At 72.0% G+C, this 19,397-nt stretch carries 17 protein-coding genes; 4 read left to right on the top strand and 13 right to left on the bottom strand.

The window, feature by feature from the left end:
- Positions 1-52 precede the first annotated feature (52 nt).
- Together ABZW14_RS03190 and ABZW14_RS03185 are read left to right on the top strand one after the other, a co-directional pair.
- Entirely contained in the window at positions 53-526 is a 474-nt protein-coding gene (locus tag ABZW14_RS03190) for a MarR family transcriptional regulator (protein WP_355338868.1), read from the top strand.
- 2 nt (positions 527-528) lie between these two features.
- Entirely contained in the window at positions 529-1,386 is an 858-nt protein-coding gene (locus ABZW14_RS03185; RefSeq protein ID WP_355338865.1) for a putative RNA methyltransferase, read from the top strand.
- A 10-nt stretch (positions 1,387-1,396) separates the two neighbouring features.
- Here the strand turns inward: ABZW14_RS03185 and ABZW14_RS03180 are convergent, their stop codons facing one another.
- From ABZW14_RS03180 to ABZW14_RS03140, 9 genes are all read right to left on the bottom strand, one after another.
- Entirely contained in the window at positions 1,397-2,077 is a 681-nt protein-coding gene (locus ABZW14_RS03180) for a DUF4272 domain-containing protein (RefSeq protein WP_355338862.1), read from the bottom strand.
- Between the two features lie 101 nt (positions 2,078-2,178).
- A complete protein-coding gene (locus ABZW14_RS03175; protein WP_355338859.1) occupies positions 2,179-3,459 on the bottom strand; it encodes a thymidine phosphorylase in 1,281 nt (426 codons plus the stop codon).
- 50 nt (positions 3,460-3,509) lie between these two features.
- Positions 3,510-4,229, bottom strand: a complete 720-nt coding sequence (locus ABZW14_RS03170; RefSeq protein ID WP_355338856.1) for a cytidine deaminase — start codon at positions 4,227-4,229, stop codon at positions 3,510-3,512.
- A gap of 92 nt (positions 4,230-4,321) precedes the next feature.
- Positions 4,322-5,602: an ABC transporter permease gene (locus ABZW14_RS03165; RefSeq protein ID WP_355338854.1), complete on the bottom strand. Its 1,281-nt coding sequence runs from the start codon at positions 5,600-5,602 to the stop codon at positions 4,322-4,324.
- Between the two features lie 2 nt (positions 5,603-5,604).
- Positions 5,605-6,957, bottom strand: coding sequence for an ABC transporter permease (locus tag ABZW14_RS03160; RefSeq protein ID WP_355338851.1), 1,353 nt, complete (start codon positions 6,955-6,957; stop codon positions 5,605-5,607).
- Positions 6,954-8,447, bottom strand: a complete 1,494-nt coding sequence (locus ABZW14_RS03155; RefSeq protein WP_355339405.1) for an ABC transporter ATP-binding protein — start codon at positions 8,445-8,447, stop codon at positions 6,954-6,956. The genes ABZW14_RS03160 and ABZW14_RS03155 overlap by 4 nt, the downstream gene beginning before the upstream one ends.
- Before the next feature lie 267 nt (positions 8,448-8,714).
- A complete protein-coding gene (locus tag ABZW14_RS03150; protein ID WP_355339402.1) occupies positions 8,715-9,785 on the bottom strand; it encodes a BMP family ABC transporter substrate-binding protein in 1,071 nt (356 codons plus the stop codon).
- A gap of 277 nt (positions 9,786-10,062) precedes the next feature.
- On the bottom strand, positions 10,063-10,404 hold the full coding sequence (locus ABZW14_RS03145) for a hypothetical protein (protein WP_355338848.1): 342 nt from the start codon (positions 10,402-10,404) through the stop codon (positions 10,063-10,065).
- A gap of 57 nt (positions 10,405-10,461) precedes the next feature.
- Positions 10,462-11,469 carry a hypothetical protein gene (locus ABZW14_RS03140; protein ID WP_355338845.1) on the bottom strand — a complete coding sequence of 336 codons (1,008 nt, stop codon included), beginning with the start codon at positions 11,467-11,469 and terminating at the stop codon, positions 10,462-10,464.
- A gap of 98 nt (positions 11,470-11,567) precedes the next feature.
- On the opposite strand from ABZW14_RS03140, the gene ABZW14_RS03135 reads away from it, so the two are divergent.
- On the top strand, positions 11,568-12,170 hold the full coding sequence (locus ABZW14_RS03135) for a TetR/AcrR family transcriptional regulator (protein WP_355338842.1): 603 nt from the start codon (positions 11,568-11,570) through the stop codon (positions 12,168-12,170).
- A 68-nt stretch (positions 12,171-12,238) separates the two neighbouring features.
- On the opposite strand, the gene ABZW14_RS03130 is transcribed toward ABZW14_RS03135, so the two are convergent.
- From ABZW14_RS03130 to ABZW14_RS03115, 4 genes are all read right to left on the bottom strand, one after another.
- Positions 12,239-14,050, bottom strand: a complete 1,812-nt coding sequence (locus ABZW14_RS03130; RefSeq protein ID WP_355338839.1) for a glycoside hydrolase family 13 protein — start codon at positions 14,048-14,050, stop codon at positions 12,239-12,241.
- Positions 14,051-14,191: 141 nt separating this feature from the next.
- Complete coding sequence (locus tag ABZW14_RS03125) at positions 14,192-15,094, bottom strand: sugar ABC transporter permease (protein ID WP_355338836.1); 903 nt, start codon at positions 15,092-15,094, stop codon at positions 14,192-14,194.
- Positions 15,091-16,734, bottom strand: a complete 1,644-nt coding sequence (locus ABZW14_RS03120; RefSeq protein WP_355338833.1) for an ABC transporter permease subunit — start codon at positions 16,732-16,734, stop codon at positions 15,091-15,093. Before ABZW14_RS03120 ends, ABZW14_RS03125 begins: the two co-directional genes overlap by 4 nt.
- The gene (locus ABZW14_RS03115) at positions 16,734-17,984 is read right to left on the bottom strand and encodes a maltose ABC transporter substrate-binding protein (protein WP_355338830.1); all 1,251 of its coding nucleotides are present in this window, start codon (positions 17,982-17,984) and stop codon (positions 16,734-16,736) included. Before ABZW14_RS03115 ends, ABZW14_RS03120 begins: the two co-directional genes overlap by 1 nt.
- Before the next feature lie 179 nt (positions 17,985-18,163).
- Between ABZW14_RS03115 and ABZW14_RS03110 the strand changes: the two genes are divergently transcribed.
- Positions 18,164-19,264, top strand: a complete 1,101-nt coding sequence (locus ABZW14_RS03110; RefSeq protein WP_355338828.1) for a LacI family DNA-binding transcriptional regulator — start codon at positions 18,164-18,166, stop codon at positions 19,262-19,264.
- Positions 19,265-19,397: the final 133 nt, after the last annotated feature.

Below are 19,397 nucleotides of genomic sequence, written 5' to 3'. Positions count from 1 at the left end.
CGACCGTAGGGCGAGTTTGGTGACATGTCAACAAGTCGGTTAGGCTCGACACATGGACGCACCACGCTGGCTGGACGAGCGGGAGAACCGGGCCTGGCGCGGCTACCGCCGGATGCGCCGCCTGCTGGACCTGGAACTCGCCCGCGACCTGATGCAGGACGCCGGCCTCTCCGAGCCGGACTACGACGTCCTCTCCGACCTCTCCGAGACACCCGACCAGCGGCTGCGGCTCAGCGAGCTGGCCGACCGGATGCTCTGGTCGCGCAGCCGGCTGTCCCACCACCTCTCCCGGATGCAGCAACGCGGCCTGGTCAGCCGGGAGGAGCACCCCTCGGACGGCCGCGGCTCCATCGTGGTGCTGACCCCGGCCGGCCGGGCCGCCATCGAGGCCGCCGCCCCAGGCCACGTCGCCGCGGTCCGCCGGCACCTCATCGACCTGCTCACCCCCGAGGAGGTCGCCGCGCTGGGCGCGCTCACCCACCGGGTGGTCGACCACCTCGCCGGCCGCCCGGCCACGGAGGTCTGAGCGTGGACGCCCGCATCCTGGCCCGGCTGCGCTGCCCGGTCTGCGGCGAGCCACTGGCCGAGACCACCGCCGGCACGGCCCGGGCGCTGCACTGCCCGCGCCGGCACAGCTTCGACGTCGCCCGCCAGGGGTACGTCAACCTGCTCGCCGGCCGCGCCCCGCACACCGGGGACACCGCCGAGATGGTCGCGGCCCGCGCCGGCTTCCTGGCCGCCGGCCACTACGCCATCGTCGCTGCCGCGCTCGCCGAAGCGACCCGGGCGATCGCGGACGGCGCCGACGAGGCGTACCCCTTGGTGGTGGACGCCGGGGCGGGCACCGGCTGGTATCTCGCGGCGGTCCTGGCGGCGCTGCCGGACGCGGTCGGCCTGGCCCTCGACGTGGCCAAGCCGGCGCTGCGCCGCGCGGCCCGGGCCCATCCGCGCGCGGCCGCGGCGCTGGCCGACACCTGGCAGCGGCTGCCGCTGGCCGACCGCTCCGCCACCGTGCTGCTCAACGTCTTCGCCCCGCGCAACGGCGCCGAGTTCCACCGGGTGCTCGACCCGGCGGGCGCGCTGCTGGTGGTCACCCCGGCCGCGGACCATCTCGCCGAGCTGGTCGACGCGCTCGACCTGCTCCGGGTGGACCCGGCCAAGGCCGACCGGGTCGCCGGCAGCCTGAGCGCGCACTTCACCGAGAAGTCGGCCACCGAACACCGGGCCCGGCTGGAACTCAGCCGCACCGAGGTGGCCACCCTGGTCGGCATGGGTCCGAGCGCCTGGCACGCCGACCCGGCCCGGCTCGCCGAGCGCATCACCGCGCTGCCCGACCCGGTGCCGGTGACCCTCGCCGTCCGGCTCGCCGTGCACCGGCCGCGCTGACCACCGTCGCTCAGGTGGACAGGTCGACCTCTTCCCAGCCCGGCGGCTCGTCGTGGTACGGCCCGCGCAGCACCACCGCCCACTCCAGCGCCCACCGGCGCTGCCCGATGGCGTTCGCGTCCACCAGCCCCGGCAGCGCCAGCCCGGCCTCCTCCGCCTCCAGGTAGGCCCAGTCCAGGCAGTAGTGCAGGTCGAGCAGGGCCGCCGCGTCAGCCGGGTGCTGCGGTGCGGCCAGGATCCGGGCCCGCCACTGGCCGAAGGTCTCCCCGCCCACCAGGTTCGGCATCCGCTCGACCAGACGCTCGTCCACCGGCACCGTCGGGTCCAGCTCCTTGGCCAGCCCGAGTACCCAGGCCAGCGAGAAGAGCGCGTCGTGGTGCAGCACGAACGACCGGTGGTCGCCCTTGCCGCCCATCACGAACTGCCACTCCGGCGGGGTCACCATCTCGACCAGGTGCGACTCCAGCAGCCAGCCCATCGCCGCCTGCGCCGGCATGCCGAAGCAGCGGGCCAGGATCACGTGCAGCACCGCGATCCGCGCTTCGATCTCCGGGGTGGTCCGCAGCTCGATCTCGTCCCCCGGTTCCCAGACCAGCGGGAACTGCGGGGGCGGCAGGGGGAGGCCCAGCCGCGACAGCTCGTCGAGGCTGGCCTCACGAACGGCCCGGGGGTCGGGGGCGGGTACGCGCACGGCTCAGGTCCCTGTCTGCTCGCAACGGCTCATCGCCGGTCGGTCCCCCTTGGCCTGGGAGAATAGCGGCTCGGCCGGCAGCGCACCATGACCGGAAAAGATCAGCCGATCCGCTCGATGACCAGCGGCGTCGCGCCGGGCGCCTCCGGCGCGATCCGGACCGCCCGCTCCGCCTCGGCCAGCGCGGCCGGGATCCGCTCGGCGTGCTCGGCGCGCAGCTCGTACAGGGCGTCGCCGGCCCGGACCCGGTCACCGGGGCGCTTGTGCAGCACCACACCGGCCGGGATGCTCACGGGGTCCTCCTTGCGGGCCCGACCGGCGCCGAGCCGCCAGGCGGCCACACCCATCGCGTACGCGTCGATCCCGGTCACGTAGCCGTCCTCGGTCGCGGTGACCAGCTCGACCTCGCGGGCCGTGGGCATCGGGGCGTCCGGGTCGCCGCCCTGCGCCCGGATCATCGCGCGCCAGGCGTCCATGGCCCGCCCGTCGCGCAGCGCCGCCTCGGGGTCGGCGTCCGGCAGGCCGGCCGCGGCCAGCATCTCCCGGGCCAGCGCCAGGGTCAGCTCCACCACGTCGGCCGGGCCGCCGCCGGCCAGCACCTCGACCGACTCGGTCACCTCGACCGCGTTGCCGATGGCCAGGCCGAGCGGCGTGGACATGTCGGTGAGCAGGGCGACCGTGCGCACCCCGTGCGCACCGCCCAGCTCCACCATGGTCCGGGCCAGCTCGCGGGCGTCGTCGACGTTCTTCATGAAGGCGCCGGAGCCGACCTTCACGTCCAGCACCAGGGCACCGGTCCCCTCGGCGATCTTCTTGCTCATGATCGAGCTGGCGATCAGCGGGATGGCCTCGACGGTGCCGGTGACGTCGCGCAGCGCGTACAGCTTGCGGTCGGCCGGGGCCAGCCCGTCGCCGGCCGCGCAGATCACCGCGCCCACGTCGCGGAGCTGGGCGATGAACTCCGCGTTGCTGAGTGCGGCCCGCCAGCCGGGAATCGACTCCAGCTTGTCCAGGGTGCCGCCGGTGTGCCCGAGGCCCCGGCCGCTGAGCTGCGGCACGGCCGCGCCGCACGCCGCGACCAGCGGGGTCAGCGGCAGGGTGATCTTGTCGCCGACGCCGCCGGTGGAGTGCTTGTCCACGGTCGGCCGGGCCACCGGCGACAGGTCCAGCCGCTCGCCGCTGGCGATCATCGCGGCGGTCCACCGGGCGATCTCCGGCGCGGTCATGCCGCGCAGCAGGATCGCCATGGCCAGCGCCGACATCTGCTCGTCGGCCACCAACCCCTTGGTGTACGCGTCGACCACCCAGTCGATCTGGCCGTCGCTCAGCACGCCACCGTCCCGCTTGGCCCGGATGACGTCAACCGCCGTGAATGCACTCATCAGATGATCTTTCCTCGTTCGTGGGAAGCCGGACCGCGGGCGCCGCGGGCTCAGGCGCCGGACCAGCGGATCGGGATCTCCAGGGGCGGTTCGCCCTCGCCGGCCCAGAAGATGGTGCCCGAGGCGTCCACGACGACGACGCGCGGCGTCCGGGCCAGCCCCCAGGTGATCGCCTCGGAGGGGTCGTCCCAGGTCGGGCCCTCCTCCAGCACACCGGTCTCGGCGCCCTCGCTGTCCCCGGCCGACCGCTCCCAGTACGCCGTCCAGACCTGCTGCCCGGCGGAGAGGTCCGGGTGCACGAAGACGGTGCCCCGCCCCCGCCAGGCGGCGAGCCGCTCCGGGACCACCGGCACCGGCGTCTCGCCGGTCACCGCCTCCAGGTCCTCCACCCCGAACGCGTGCGGCAGCAACTCGGCCATCCGCAGCGTGCCGCCCCTCGCCTCGATGAGGCACTCCGGGCCGCCGTTCTCCCACAGCAGCTGCCGGCACCGGCCGCACGGCATCAGCGGCTCGCCGGTGGCGTCGACGCAGGACAGCGCCACGATCCGGCCGCCGCCGGTGGCGTGCAGCGAGGAGACCACACCGCACTCGGCGCAGAGGACGACCCCGTACGCGGCGTTCTCCACGTTGCAGCCGACCACCACCCGGCCGTCGTCCACCAGGGCGGCCGCCCCGACGGGGAACTTCGAGTACGGCACGTACGCGTGCCGCATGACCTCGGTGGCGGCGGCCCGCAGCCGCTCCCAGTCGATCTCCATCACGACTCCCATTCTGCCCAATTCACGCTGATCGGTCGCGGTGGCGGCCGGAGACGACGGTGCCCGGCGGGTCTCCCCCGCCGGGCACGCTGCGTCGCGGGCGGTCAGCCCTTGATGTACGGCTTGCCGTCGGCGGCCGGCGCCCGCACCTTGCCGACCAGCCCGGCCACCGCCAGGATCGTCGCCAGGTAGGGCAGCATGGCCAGGAACTGGCTCGGGATGCTGCTGCCGATCGCGCCCAGGTAGGTGGCGAGCTGGTCGGCGAACCCGAAGAACAGCGCGGCGAGCAGCGCGCCCGTCGGGCTCCACCGGCCGAAGATCAGTGCGGCCAGGGCGATGAAGCCCTTACCGCCGATCATGTTCTTGGTGAACGAGTAGAGCGCCAGGGTGTACGAGGCGCCACCGACACCGGCCACCAGCCCAGCCATGATCACGTTGCGGTAGCGCAGCCGGAGCACCTTCACGCCGAGCGTGTCGGCGGCCGTCGGGTGCTCACCCACCGACCGGGTCCGCAGCCCCCACCGCGTACGGAACAGCGCGATGTGGATGACCAGCACCAGCAGCAGGCCGACGTAGAGGAAGATGTTGCCCCGGAACAGCGCCGGGCCGATCAGCGGGATGTCCTTCAGCAGCGGGATCTCCCAGTTGCTGAACCGCGGCGCGCTGTTGTACTTCGTCGCGTCGGTTTGCATGAGCCGCTCGTAGAGGAAGCCGGTGACACCGACCGCCAGCAGGTTGAGCACGATGCCCATGACCACCTGGTCGACCAGGTAGCGGATGGCGAAGACGGCCAGCAGCAGCGAGATCAGCGCGCCGCCGATCGCGGCGGCGACCAGACCGACCCAGACGCTGCCGGAGATGCTCCCGAACAGCGCGCCGGAGAAGGCGCCCATCAGCAGCTGGCCCTCGATCGCCACGTTCACCACGCCGGAGCGCTCGCAGAGCACGCCGGCCAGCGCGCCGAAGATCAACGGCAGGGCCAGGATGAACGTGCCCCGGACGATGTTGACCAGCGGCATGAAGTTGCGGCCCTCGGGGGCCGCGGAGACCTGCCAGCACAGGAAGCTCAGCACGAAGGCGACCAGCCCGACGCCGAGCACCAGGGTGAACCAGCGCTTCGGCACCCCGGCGAGCAGGGCGGCACCGGCCGCGGCCGCGATGATCCCGAAGAGGATCGCGCCGACCGTGCCGTTGATCTCCAGGGCGGCGCCGCCCTCGGTCTCGCTCAGCGTGAAGCGGGCCTCCTGGCCGGTGGCGAGCGCGCCGAACAGCACCGTGGCGAGCACGCCCAGCGCCAGCAGGACGGCACCGGTCTTGCGGGCACGCGTCCAGAAGCCCTCGTCGACCGCGGTCACGGCGACCTCGGGGACAGCGGTGGTGGACATGCTCACCAGCCCTTCGCGAGGCTCGTCTGGAGCCGGGCCGCGCGGGCCGCCCGGAGCTGGAAGATCGCCTTCACCAGGGCCGGCGCGGCGATGAAGATGACGATCAGCGCCTGGAGCACGGTCACCAGCTCCAGCGAGATCCCGGAGTACGACTGCATCCGGTTGCCGCCCGCCTGGAGCGCGCCGAACAGCAGCGCGGCCAGCAGCACGCCCCACGGCTTCACCCGCCCGAGCAGGGCGACCAGGATGCCGTCGAAGCCGATCTGCGCGATCACCAGCGGGGTCAGCGCGTTGGCCGTCGAGCCGAGCACCATGTTCGACCCGCCGAGGCCGGCCAGCAGGCCCGAGATCACCATGACCAGCACGTACGTCTTGGTCACGCTGATGCCGGCGGTCCGGGCGGCGTCCGGGTTCTCGCCGACCGCGCGCAGCTCGAAGCCGAGCGTCGAGCGGTTCAGCAGCCAGGCGATGAACCAGGTGGCCAGCACCGCGACCAGGATGCCGGCGTGCACCCGCAGGTTGTCGCCGAGCAACCGGGGCAGTTGGGCGGAGGACTCGACCGGCTTGCTGATCGCGTCCGACCGGTTGGGGTTCTGCACCCCGCTCTGGATGATGATCCAGGACAGGAAGTAGACCGCCACGTAGTTGAGCATGATCGTGTTGATCACCTCGTGGGCGCCGGTGCGCGCCTTGAGGATGCCCGGTACGAAGCCCCAGAGCGCGCCGCCGAGCGCGCCGGCGATCAGCGCGACGAGCAGGTGCACCCCGGGCGGCAGCGGCAGCGCGAAACCGGCGACGGCGGACAGGATGACACCGATGGTCGCCTGGCCCTGGGCGCCGATGTTGAACAGGCCGCCGCGGAAGGCGAGCGCGACCGCCAGACCGGTGAAGACCAGCGGCGCGGTGTAGGTGAGCGTCTCCGAGATCGGCCCCATCGCGGCGGTGAAGCCGACCGCGTCCGGGTCGAAGATGGCGCCCTTGAACAGGTTCGCGTACGCCTCGCTGACCACGGTCCAGCTGGAGTTGAGCGCGTCCGCCGGTCGGGCGGTGATGTAGCCGTAGGTGGCCAGCACCTCGGGGTCGGAGACGATGATCAGCACGGCGCCGACCAGCATGGCGAGCAGCACCGCGAGCACGGTCACGGTGACCGTGTTGGCCGCCCAGAGGTTGTGCAGGAAGAGCCGGCCCAGGGTCGGGCGGGGCTCCTCGGGCTGCTTCGTCGCGGTGGCGGGTACCGCGCGCTCGGTGTCGCCGGCGGGCGCGGGCGGTGTCGCCCGGGCCTCGCTCCGCGCCTCCTGCGCCTCGGTCGCCGGCTCCTTGTCCGGGGAGCCCGACACCGGATTCGGGTTGGTCATGCCTCGTCCTCGTTGCCAGGGCCGTCAGCGGTCGTGGTGGCGGTGTCCGGCGTGATGCCGGCCATCAGCAGGCCGATCTCCTCGCGCGGGGTGTCCGGGCCGACGATGCCGATGATCCGGCCGCGGTACATCACCGCGACGCGGTCGGCCAGGCCGATCACCTCGTCCAGTTCGCTGGAGACCACCATGACGGCGGTGCCGATGTCCCGCTCGCGGATGACCCGGCTGTGGATGAACTCGATCGAGCCGACGTCCACGCCCCGGGTGGGCTGGGCGGCGATGAAGAGCTTCAGCGGCCGGGACAGCTCCCGGGCCACGATCACCTTCTGCTGGTTGCCGCCGGAGAGGGTGCCGACCGCCGCGTCGGCCGAGGAGGTGCGGACGTCGAACTGCTCGATCCGCTCCTTCGCCGACTTCGCGATGGCGTCCGGCTTCAGCGAGAGGCCCTTGCCGAAGGGCGGCCGGTCGTAGATGTCGAGCACCAGGTTCTCCGCGACGGAGAACTCCTTGACCAGGCCGTCGACGCTGCGGTCCTCCGGGACGTACCCGACGCCGGCGCGGAGCACCTTCTTGGTCGACCAGCCGTGCACGGCCTCGCCGTCCAGGGTGATCGAGCCGGCGAGCACCGGGCGCAGGCCCATGATCGCCTCGATCAGTTCGGTCTGCCCGTTGCCCTGCACACCCGCGATGCCGAGCACCTCACCGGCGCGCACGGTCAGGTCCACGCCGTCGACCGCGCGCACCTGCCGGTCGTCGTCGACGACCAGGCCGGCGACCTCGAGGATCGGCTTGCCCGGCTGGGCCGGCTTCTTGTCCACGGTAAGCCGGACGCTGCGGCCCACCATGAGGGCGGCCAGCTCGTCGCGGCTGGCGCTCGGCTCGGCAGTGCCGACCGTCTTCCCGCGCCGGATCACCGTGATCCGGTCGGCGATGGCCTTGACCTCACCCAGCTTGTGGGTGATGAACACGATCGACTTGCCGGCCTCCTTGAGCGACCGCATGACCGTGAGCAGTTCCTCGGTCTCCTGCGGGGTCAGCACGGCGGTCGGCTCGTCGAGGATGAGCAGGTCGACGTCGCGGGTGAGGGCCTTGACGATCTCCACCCGCTGCTGGATGCCGACCGGCAGGTCCTCGATCACCGCGTCCGGGTCGACCCGGAGGTTGTACCGCTCGGAGACCTCGGCGACCTCGCGCCGGGCCCGCCGGCGGTCGAGGAAGCCGGTGAAGCCTCCCTTGGTCTGTTCCGCGCCGAGCATGACGTTCTCGGCCACGGTGAAGACCGGCACCAGCATGAAGTGCTGGTGCACCATGCCGATCCCGGCGGCGATCGCGTCCGACGGGCCCTTCAGCTTCAGTGGCTTGCCGTCGACCAGGATCTCGCCCTCGTCGGGCTGGTAGAGCCCGTAGAGCACGTTCATGAGGGTCGACTTGCCGGCACCGTTCTCGCCGAGCAGGGCGTGGATCTCTCCAGGCTCCACCGTCAGGTCGATGTGGTCGTTGGCGACCAGATCACCGAACCGCTTGGTGATGCCGCGCAGTTCGAGTCTCAGCGCAACCTCCTGGAGTGCGAGCGATGGTGCAGCGTAGCGACCGCCGCGCCGCCCACCGCGCGGGTGGGGGTCAGTGGGGGATCAAGGTGACCGGCCGCCCCGACGTCGCGGGTTCTCCCCACGTGCGCCGAGGCGGCCGGATCGTTCAAACCTGGTGCCCGCCGGCCCCCGCTGCCGATGATCTCACCGCGGCGGCCGGCGGAGCGGTCACTTGGTCGGCTGGGCCTTCGAGGTGACCGTGATGGTGCCGGCGGCGATGTCCGCCTTGATCTTGTCGACCTCGGCCTTCAGGTCCGCCGGGACCTTGCTGTCGAAGTCGTGGTACGGGGCGATCGAGACGCCGTTGTTGGCCAGGGTGCCGACGAAGCCGGGCTTGGCCTGGAGCTTCTCGCCGTTGGCGGCCTTCAGCACGGCGTCCTTCACGGCGTCCGGGATGTTCTTGACGACCGTGGTGACCAGCGCCGGGCAGTTCGGGGTGCTCTCGCAGCCGTCGACGTCCACCCAGACGACCGAGTACTTGCCGCCCGAGGCCTGGGCCGCGGCGGTGGTGCCGAGGCCGGCGCCGCCGGCGACCGGCATGATGATGTCCGCACCCTGGGCGACCAGCGCGTCGGAGACCTTCTTGCCCTCGTCCTGCTTGACGAAGTCGTTGGTGAAGGAGCCCTTCTGGGTGGCCTTGTCCCAGCCGATGACCTGGACGTTCTTGCCCTTGGCCTTGTTGTACTGGGCCACGCCGTCGGCGAAGCCGTCCATGAAGATGGTGACCGGCGGGATCGGCAGACCACCGTAGGTGCCGACCTTGCCGGTCTTGCTCAGCCCGGCGGCCAGGTAACCGGCCTGGAAGGCGGCCTGCGCGGTGTCGAACTGCATCGGGTAGATGTTGTCCACACCCGGGTTCGCGTCCACGATGCCGAACTGCTGGTTCGGGTTCGCCGTGGCGGCCTTCTTGGTGGCGTCCGACATCAGGCCACCGACGGCCAGGATGAAGTCGCACTTCTGGTTGACGAACCCGGTCAGGTTGACCTCGTAGTCCGCCTCGGCCTTCGACTGGACGTTCTTGATGTCGATGTTGTCGTTCTCCTTCTTCGCCTCCTGGAGGCCCTTCCAGGCCGAGGTGTTGAAGGACTTGTCATCGATGCCGCCGACGTCGGTCACCATGCAGGCGCTGAACTTCTTGCCGCCGTTGCCGCCGGCGTTGTTGTCGTCCTTGGGGGCCTCACCACACGCGGCGGCGCCCAGCACGAGGCCACCCGCCACGATGGCGGAGGCGATCCGCATCCCACGCACAGAGCGCAAGACGTCTCCTTCCCATTGCACACCGCGTCGTGCGCGGTGGCAGCCCTTGCGCCGGCCTGCGGTGTGCCGCCGGCGTCCCACGTTACGGACGGGAGCGTACGCCCGCGCCCACCCACCGGCCGACAATCGTGCACGACTGTTGAGCGGTCGTTACCCCTACGTAACCGATGCGTGGGGCACATCACCTTTCGTGCCGACGGCCCTCCAGAGAGGTGTCGCGAACGTCCGTTTCCCGAGGTCTTCCCGCTGCGCCGGAGGGCTAACGCCAGAAGACCGCCACCGCCGCGTTGACCAGCGTCAACCCGATGATCGCGAGGAAGTGCCCGCGGTTCACGGACTCCCGCTTACGCGAGAAGAAGACCATGACAAAGATCAGCAGCGCGAGCACCAACTTGGTAACAAGTTTGGCCGGTGCCGGCTCCTCGCCGTCGCGCAGCGGGGCGGCGAGACCGATTCCGGTCAGCAGCCCGATCACCGAGCCCCAGAGCATGGCCGCGTTGATCCGCAGACGGCCGCTGACGTACTGGGCGATCGAACCGCCGAGCAGCATCGCGAAGCCGATCAGATGGACGTAGAGAAGGATCAGTCGAAGAGCTTCCACGCCGGCCATCCTCCCCCATCAACGACGACTTGTAGTAGCCCGCCCCCCGAGGTGCCGTCATACCGTGACCTCGGCGGGCCGCCGCTCCGGCGCCGGGTCGCCCGCGCCGGGGCGGACGGAACGGCGGCCGACGAGGACCAGGGCGAGACCGACGAGGGCATAACCGGCCAGCACGGCCACCGGCCGCCCGGCCCCCGCACCGTCGAAGAACGCGGCCGAGCGCAGCAGCGTGCCACCCGCCCCGACGGGGAGGAACTGCCCGATCGCGCCCCAGGGCTGCGGCAGCAGCTCGGGCGCGGCGGCCACCGCGGACAGCGGGTTGCCGACCAGGAAGACGAGCAGCGCGCCGAGCCCGAACCCGGCGCCGCCGAGCAGCGCGCCGAGACCCGCCACGGTGCCCGCCGCGGCCAGCGCGAACAGCCCGATCGCGGCCGCCTCGCGCCACAGGTCTCCGTCGAGGACGCCGAGCCAGCCGTGCAGCACCGCGGCGCCCACCAGACCGGCCAGGACGGCGTAGCCGAGCAGGCCGGCGAGCCGCGCGCGGCGGCGGGCGACCAGCACGGTGAGCAGCGCCCCGGCGAGCATGCTGGTCAGCGCGAAGGGCAGGAACCCGGCGGCGAAGCCGGCCCCGCGCGGGTCGTCCGGGTCGGCCGGCACGACCTGCACCACGGGCACCGGGCGGCCGGCGGAGAGCTGCCCGGCGGCCTCGGTGAGCAGTGCCGCCACGGTCGGGCTCGCGGCCGGGGCGGTGTGCAGGGCGACGCCGTCCGGGCCGACCACGAAGGCGGCGTACGCCTCCCGGTCCCGCAGCGCCCGGTCGGCCGCCGCGGCGTCGGGCAGCGTGGTCACGGCGAAGCCGCCGGGGCGGGCGGCCGCGAGCCGACCGGCCAGCTCGGCGGTGGCGGGCGCCGGCCCGGCGACGACGACCGGCAGGTCGCGCGGCGCCAGGTGGGCGGCCGGCGCCGCGAAGAGGGGTACGAGCAGCGCCTGCACCACCACCGCCAGGACGACGAGCAGCGCGGCGAGCAGCCAGGGCGAGCGGATCCGGGACAGGTGAGCAGGCATCTCCGCCTCCTAAAAACGAACGTTCGTTCTCTTGAACTGAGAGTGCGCCGCCGTCCGGCCCGCCGTCAAGAACGAGCGTTCGCTTTACACTGTGGGTCGTGCCACGCGTATCGGACGAACACCTCGCGGCCCGCCGCCAGCAGATCCTCGACGCGGCCCGGCGCTGCTTCCGGCGCGACGGCTTCCACAACACCTCGATGCAGGACGTGATCCGGGAGGCCGGACTCTCGGTCGGCGCGGTCTACCGCTACTTCCCGAGCAAGAACGACCTGATCACCGCCATCGCCCAGTCGGTGATCGGCGGCGCCGAGGGGCTCTTCGCCGAACTCGCCGCGGCCGACCCGCCGCTGCCGCTGGTCGACGCGCTGGACCGGGCCCTCACCTACGTCGACGCGCAGTCCGACCCCGACGGCGTGCTCCCGCTGGCCGTGCAGGTGTGGGGCGAGGCGCAGCGGGACCCGGCTCTCGCCGAGTTCGTCGGCCGGACGTACGCCGGCTTCCGCACCCACTTCACCACGCTGGCCCGGCGGGCCCGCGCGGCCGGCGAGCTGCCCGCGGACGCCGACCCGGAGGCGGTCGGCGCGGCCCTGTTCGCCCTGGTTCCCGGCTACCTCCTGCAACGCATCCTGACCGGCTCCCCGGACCGCGCCACCTACCTGACCGGCGTCCGCGCCCTGCTCCGGCCCACCCCGCGCCCCTGACTCCGCCCGCGATCCTGCAGTTCGCGCCCCGACAGGAGGGGCACAAGCCGGGGGCGCGGGGAATGGCGTCAGGCCAGGCGCCACACCTGGAAGGTGGGGCCGTCCGCCGGGAGGGTCACCGCGCCGTCGGCGTCCGGGTGCAGGGCCGGGGCGCCACCGTAGACGTTGTCCCCGGCCGGCAGGCCGGTCAGGCGGACCGGGGTGCCGGGCGCGCGGCGGGCCAGCACCAGCACCGCGCCCGTCGGCGCCTCGCGCAGGAAGACCAGGGTGTCGGCGTCGGCGTACGCCCAGCGCAGGCCGCCGTGCCGCAGCGCCGGCTCGCCGCGGCGCAGCGCCAGCAGCGACCGGTACGCGTCGAACGTGCGCGCGTCCCAGCTCTCCGGCCGGTGCCACGGCATCGGGGTCCGGGAGCCCTCCCCGTTGGTGCCGGTCAGGCCCAGCTCGTCACCCGCGAAGATCACCGGCGTACCCGGCATGGTGGCGAGCAGGCCGGCGGCCACCTCCTGCCGGGCCGCGTCGCCGACCACGGTCCGGATCCGGGCCGAGTCGTGCGAGCCGAGCAGCTGCCACGAGTGCGTGTACGACCGCCAGGAGATCAGCGACCGGTAGGTGTTCATGGTGGCCAGCACCGCGCCCGCGTCCCGCCGCCGTACCCCGCCGGGGGTGCCGAGGAAGTTGGGCAGCGTGCCGTCGCTCCGCCGCAGCCAGGACCAGACCGGGTCGGTGAAGCCGACGTAGTTCATGGTGCCGTGCCAGCCGTCCCGGTCCAGGTCACCGGTGTGGTCGTGGCCGTGCTCGGCGAGCAGCAGCGCGTCGGCCCGGGTGCCGGCCACCACCTCGCGCAGCAGCCGGGCCACCTCGTGGGTGTACGCGTCCGCGCCCCGCCGGCCGGTCATGTTCGCCACGTCCACCCGCCAGCCGTCCAGCGCGTACGGCGGGCGCAGCCAGCGGCGCAGCAGCGAGTCCTCGGCGGTGGCGAAGCGGCGGCGCAGTTCGGCGCTGCCCCAGTTGAGCTTCGGCAGCGACTTGACCCCGTTCCACGACTCGTAGTCCCCGCCGGGCAGGTCGAAGTAGTACAGCTCCCGCTCCGGGGCGTGCACATCGGAGACGGCGGCGGTGAACCAGTGGTGGGCGTCGCCGGTGTGGTTGCTGGTGATGTCGCCGAGCAGCCGCCAGCCCCGGGCGTGCACCGCGTCCGCCAGCCGGGCCAGCGCGGCGTCCCCACCGAGCAGCGGGTCGACGGTGTCGAAGCTGGCCGCGTCGTACCGGTGGTTGGAGCGGGCCGGGAAGATCGGTGTGAGGTAGACGGTGTTCACCCCGAGCCGGTCCAGGTGGTCCAGCCGCTCGGTGATCCCGTCGAGGTCACCGCCGTAGAACTGGCGGGGCGTCTCCGGGCCACGCCCGATGACGGGGGTGTCCCAGTCGCACGGGATCGCCCAGTCCGGCGCCGTGCGGCCGGTCGCCGCGGCCGAGCGGGCGAACCGGTCCGGGAAGATCTGGTAGATCACCGCGTCCCGGGCCCAGGCCGGCGGCGGGGCGTAGCTGACCAGCTTGAAGTCGCCGTGGTCCGGCACGTCGTGGTCGGCCAGTCCGGCCGCGTTCAGCCAGCGGGCGCCCGCCGCGGCGTCGAGCAGGAAGCGGTAGTTGCTGACCGGGTTGCGGACCTCGACGTCGGCCCGCCACCACACGTCACCGCCCTCGGTGCGGTCGATGACCGCCTCGGCGAAGTGGGGCTCGCCGTCGCCGGTGGTCCGGACGTGCACCTGACGGACGCCGGCGCCGGCCGGCACCCGGACGAGGACCGGGACGGTCTGCCCGAGCGCGGGCTCCTGCTCGGGCACGTAGGTGGCGGAGCCGTCGTGGTGCGGCTGGAGAGACATGCGGATGCCTTTCGCGTCGTGGAGGACAGGGAGTGGGGCGGGCACCCGCCGCGGCCGGTCACCCGACCGCGGCGGTCCGCCCGGAAACCGCTCCGGTGTACGCCGACACGACGCCCTTGCCGCAGCGTGAACCGAGGAGGCTCAGCCTTTGACGGCCCCGGCCGTGAGGCCGGAGACGATGTAGCGCTGGAGCAGTTGGAACACCAGCACCGTCGGGACGGCGGTGAGCAGGGTGCCCGCCGCGAACATTCCGAAGTTGTTGTTGCGCTCGCCCGCCACCAGGCCGAACATGCCGACCGCGAGGGTCTTCGACTCGGTGTTGGTGAGGAACACGTTGGCGATGAGGAACTCGTTGATCGCGCCGATGAAGGCGAGCAGTCCGGTCACCGCCAGGATCGGCGCGACCAGCGGCAACATGATCCGGAAGAAGACCTGGACGTGCGAGGCGCCGTCCATGGTCGCCGACTCGTCCAGCTCCTTCGGCAGGGTGTCGAAGAAGCCCTTCATGAGCCAGGTGTTGGCCCCCAGCGCGCCACCCATGTAGAGCAGGAACAGGCCCCACGGGGTGTTGAAGCCGATGGCCGGGTACAGGTCGGTGATCGTCGTGAAGATCAGGAAGATCGCCACGATGGCCAGGAACTGCGGGAACATCTGGATCAGCAGCAGCGTGAGCAGGCCGACCCGGCGCCCGGCGAAGCGCATCCGGGAGAACGCGTACGCGGCCAGCGCGGACAGGAAGATCGACGCGAAGCTGGCCACCCCCGCCAGGAGCAGTGAGTTGAGGAACCAGTGCGCGAACGCGGTCTTGTCGAACAGGTTCGTGAAGTTCTCGAACGACACCCCGCCGGTCGGCAGCAGATCCGTCGAGGAGAGCGTGCCGAGCGGGTTGAGCGCCGCGGAGAGCACGAACAGGATCGGGAAGAGGCTGAACGCGACCGCCAGCACCCCGACGAGGTGCCGCCAGCCCACCTGGGCGAACCACCGTTTTCTCGACCTCCCCTTCGCGCTGTGGTCGGCGACGGGAGCGTCGGTGTAGGTCGTCACGAGTACACCTCCTCCTGCTTGCGGGTCCGCCGGAAGCTGATCGCCGACACCGTGGCCACGATCGCGAAGATGAAGACCGAGACCGCGGCGGCCATGCCGAACTCGGCGCCCTGGGCGCCGAAGGCCAGCCGGTAGGTGTAGGTGATGAGCAGGTCGGTGGCGCCGTTGGTCGGGTTGTCCGGCGCGAACGGTCCACCCTCGGTGGTGAACAGGATCGCGTTGGCGTTGTTGAAGTTGTACGCGAACGAGGCGATCAGCAGCGGCGAGAGCGCGACCAGCAGCAGCGGCAGGGTGACCGCCCGGAAGGACTGCCACGGGCTGGCGCCGTCGACCGAGGTGGCCTCGGTCAGCTCGCGCGGGATCGCCTGGAGCGCGCCGGTTGCCACCAGGAACATGTACGGGTAGCCCAGCCAGAGCTGCACCAGCAGCACCGCCGCCCGGGCGGACCAGGTCTGGCCGAACCAGTCCACCCCGAGCCCGAACAGGTTGTTGACCAGGCCGAAGTCGGTGTTGAACATGTCCCGCCAGACCAGCAGCATGGCGAACGACGGCATGGCGTACGGCAGGATCAGGAGCACCCGGTAGAAGTTGGTGCCGCGCATCCGGGGCGAGTGCAGGGCGAGCGCGATGGCCATGCCGAGCAGGAAGGTGAGCCCGGTGGAGCCCACCGCGAACGCGAAGTTCCACAGCAGGGTGCCGAAGAACGGCCCGGAGATGTTCGGGTCGGTGAGCACGCGGGTGAAGTTCCGCAGCCCGACGTTGACCTTCCAGCCCTGGGCGAGCCGCTCACCGTCGGCGGCGACGAAGGAGCCGTTCTCCGGGTCCGCCGTCCAGGTCTTCCCGGTCTCGCTGTCCTTGATGCAGTCGCAGCCCGCGTCGTACGCCCGGACCGCCTTGCCCTCGTAGGCGCGGGTGAGGCCGTTGGAGCGGATGGCGCCGCCGGAGGTCGGCACCACCAGGGCGGTGATGGCGTCGCTGCGACCGCTGGCCTGACCGATGTTGAGGATGGTGTAGCCCTCGGCGGCGGTGATCTTGCCGCTGAGGCTGCTGACCGTCACCTCGCCGGCGTCGAGCCGGCGCAGCCCGCCCGCGTCGCCCGCGAAGACCTCCTTGGTCTTCGGGTCGCTGAGCAGGAACACCAGTGGACCGGTCGCCGGGTCGCCCGTCGTGGCGATGGAGAGGGAGTACTCGGTAGAGCCGGGGACCTGCCGCACCGAGGAGGTCTGGATGGCGACGATCGCGTCGTCCTTGCTGCCGCGGTGACCGTCGCCGAAGTTCGTGAAGGCGGTGCTCGCCGTGTAGAGCACCGGGAAGACCTGGAAGGCGATCAGGAAGAGCGTGCCGGGGACCAGGTACTTGGCCGGGATGTGCCGGCGGCTCAGGTAGAGGTAGAACAGGCCGGCCGTCGTGGCGGCGAGGATGCCCAGCCCGACCCAGTGCTCGGCCTCCATGAGCGGGAACGCCGCCCAGATCGCGATCCCGGCCACCAGGCCGAGCAGGACCACCTTGACGACGAGGCCGGTCGCGGTGATCGGCGCGTGGTTCCGCGCGGTACGGGACGTGCGCGGGAGCCCGCGGCGAACGGGCTCCCGGCCCGGGGCCTGCTCAGCAGACCCCGGGCCGGACAGCGACGTGCTCATTACTTGATCTGGCCCGCGATGGTCTTGCCCGCGGCGGTGATCGTCTTGGCCGGATCGGCGCCGCCGATGATGGCGGCCTCCGCCTTGCCGAACGGGTCCCAGATCGCGGCCATGGCCGGGATCGCCGGGAGCACCTGGCCGTTCTTACCGGCCTCCTGGAACTTGGCCAGGTCCGCGTCCTCGCCCTTGACCTGGTCGAAGGCGGCGGTCAGCGCCGGCGGGCGCGGCTCGGCCTTGTAGAGCGCGACGGCCAGCTCGGGCTTGGTCACGTAGTTGGTGACGAACTCCTGGGCCAGCGCCTTGTTCTTGCCCTTGGCCGCGACGTAGAACGCCTGGACGCCCACGAACGGCTGGGCCTCCTTGCCACCGGCGAAGCCGGGGACCGGGGAGATGTCGTACTTGATGCCGGCCTTCTTGGCGTCGGCGATGGCCCACGGCCCGGAGACCAGGAAGGCGCACTTCTTGCCGGTGAAGGTGGCGATGGAGTTCTCGCCGGTGATGGAGCGCTTCAGCGCGCCGTCGCCCTTCTCACCGAGCTTCGCGATCTTCTGGAAGGCCGCGATCGACTCCGGCTTGCCCACGCCCAGGTCCTTCGGGTCGTAGTCGCCGTTGGCCGCGGTGCCGAACAGGTAGCCGCCGCCCGAGGTGTACAGCGGGTAGATGTGGTAGGCGTCGCCGTTCTGGCCGGACTGGAGGCAGAGGATCTCGGTGGCCTTCTTCTCGGCCTTGAGCTTCTTGCCGGCGGTGACCAGGTCCTCGATCGTCTTCGGCGCCTCAGGTGCCAGCTCGGTGTTGCGGATCAGCGCGACGTTCTCGGTGGCGTAGGGGACGCCGTAGAGCTGGCCGTTGAAGGTGACGGCCTTGATCGCGGTCTCGTTGAACGCACTCTTCTGCTCGGCGGCGAGCTGCACCGGGTCGATGGCGCCGTTCTGGACCATGTTGCCGATCCAGTCGTGCGCGCCGACCACGACGTCCGGGCCGCTGCCCTGCTGCGAGGCGGTGACGAAGTTGGTCTGCAGGTCCTTGGAGACGGCCTGGACCTCGACGGTCACACCGTTCTCCTTGCCGAACTCCTCGGCGAACGGCTTCAGGGCCGCGGTCCGCTTGTCGTCGGCCCAGATGACCAGCTTGCCGCCGGTGGCCTTGGCGGACTCCTTGGCGGCCGGCTTGTCGCTGTCACCGCCGCCGCAGCCGGACGCGGCGAGCGCCAGGCCGAGGACAGCGACCACACCCGCGGTACGGATGCGCATCGGTACTCCTGTCGTCATGGCGGCCCGCCGGGGGAAGGGCGGCTCGCCAGTGGGAACCTCGAAATTTCTTGCTGACCGGCGCACGGATGCTGCGCCGCTGCTCTCGCATGTTGCGGGGACGTTAGCAAGAGGTTGCAGGGAATGGAAGGGCTTGCAGGAGCGTACGCAAGAACTTACCGGTGAGCTACAGTGCCGCCATGCGCGCTCGACTGTCCGACATCGCCCAACAGGCCGAAGTCAGCGAGGCCACGGTGTCGCGGGTGCTCAACGACCGCCCCGGAGTGGCCCCGGAGACCCGGCAGGCCGTCCTCACCGCCCTCGACGTGCTCGGCTACGAGCGCCCCGCCCGGCTGCGCAAGCGCAGCGCCGGGCTGGTCGGCCTCGTGGTGCCCGAGCTGGACAATCCCATCTTCCCGGCCTTCGCCCAGGTCATCGAGTCGACGCTGGCGCAGAGCGGGTTCACCCCGGTGCTCTGCACGCAGACCCCCGGCGGCGTCACCGAGGACGAGTACGTCGAGATGCTGCTCGACCGGCAGGTCTCCGGGATCGTCTTCGTCTCGGGCCTGCACGCCGACACCGCCGCCAACCACGACCGGTACCGGGCGCTGATCGCCCGTCCACTCCCGATCGTCATGATCAACGGGTACGCGCCCGGCATCGCGGCGCCCTTCGTCTCCTGCGACGACGGTGAGGCCACCGAGCTGGCCGTCGCGCACCTGGTCGCGCTCGGCCACCGGCGGATCGGCCTGATCACCGGCCCGGACCGGTTCGTGCCGGTGCAGCGCCGGGTGGCCGGTTTCCGCTCCGCGATGAGCCGGCTGGTCGGCACCGGCGAGGCGGAGGTCGCCGAGCTGGCCGAGCTCTCCCTGTTCGGTGTCGAGGGCGGCGAGGCCGCCGCCGGCCGGCTCATCGAGCGCGGCGTCACCGGCCTGGTCTGCGGCTCCGACCTCATGGCGCTGGGCGCGGTCCGGGCCGCCCGGCAACGCGGCCTCACGGTCCCCGGTGACGTCTCGGTGGTCGGCTACGACGACTCCCCGCTGATGGCCTTCACCGACCCGCCGCTGACCACCATGCGCCAGCCGGTCGCCGCCATGGCGGTGGCCGCCGTCCGCGCGCTGGTCGACGAGATCAACGGGCACGCCGCCCCGAACTCCGAGTACCTGTTCCGCCCGGAGCTGGTGGTGCGCGGCTCGACGGCGGTGGCCCGCCCGGCCGGCGCCGGGGGCCCGCAGCGCCAGCGCCCCTCCTCCGTCGACCCCACCCTTGCGGTCCCCGCCTGACCCCTTGCCGTCAGTTCTTGCGCAAGGAATGCTTGACTCTTGCAGCGCTAGGGCGGCATTCTGCTCAGACGCCCGGTGCCACCACCGATGCCGCGCCGGGCGCCGCCGTCCCGCGCCAGAGAACGGGGATCCA

It is taken from the genome of Micromonospora sp. NPDC004551, from assembly GCF_040609975.1.
GTDB lineage: Bacteria > Actinomycetota > Actinomycetes > Mycobacteriales > Micromonosporaceae > Micromonospora.
The sequence above is the reverse complement of the archived record's forward strand: the minus strand, read 5'-3'. Positions and strand labels throughout refer to the sequence as shown.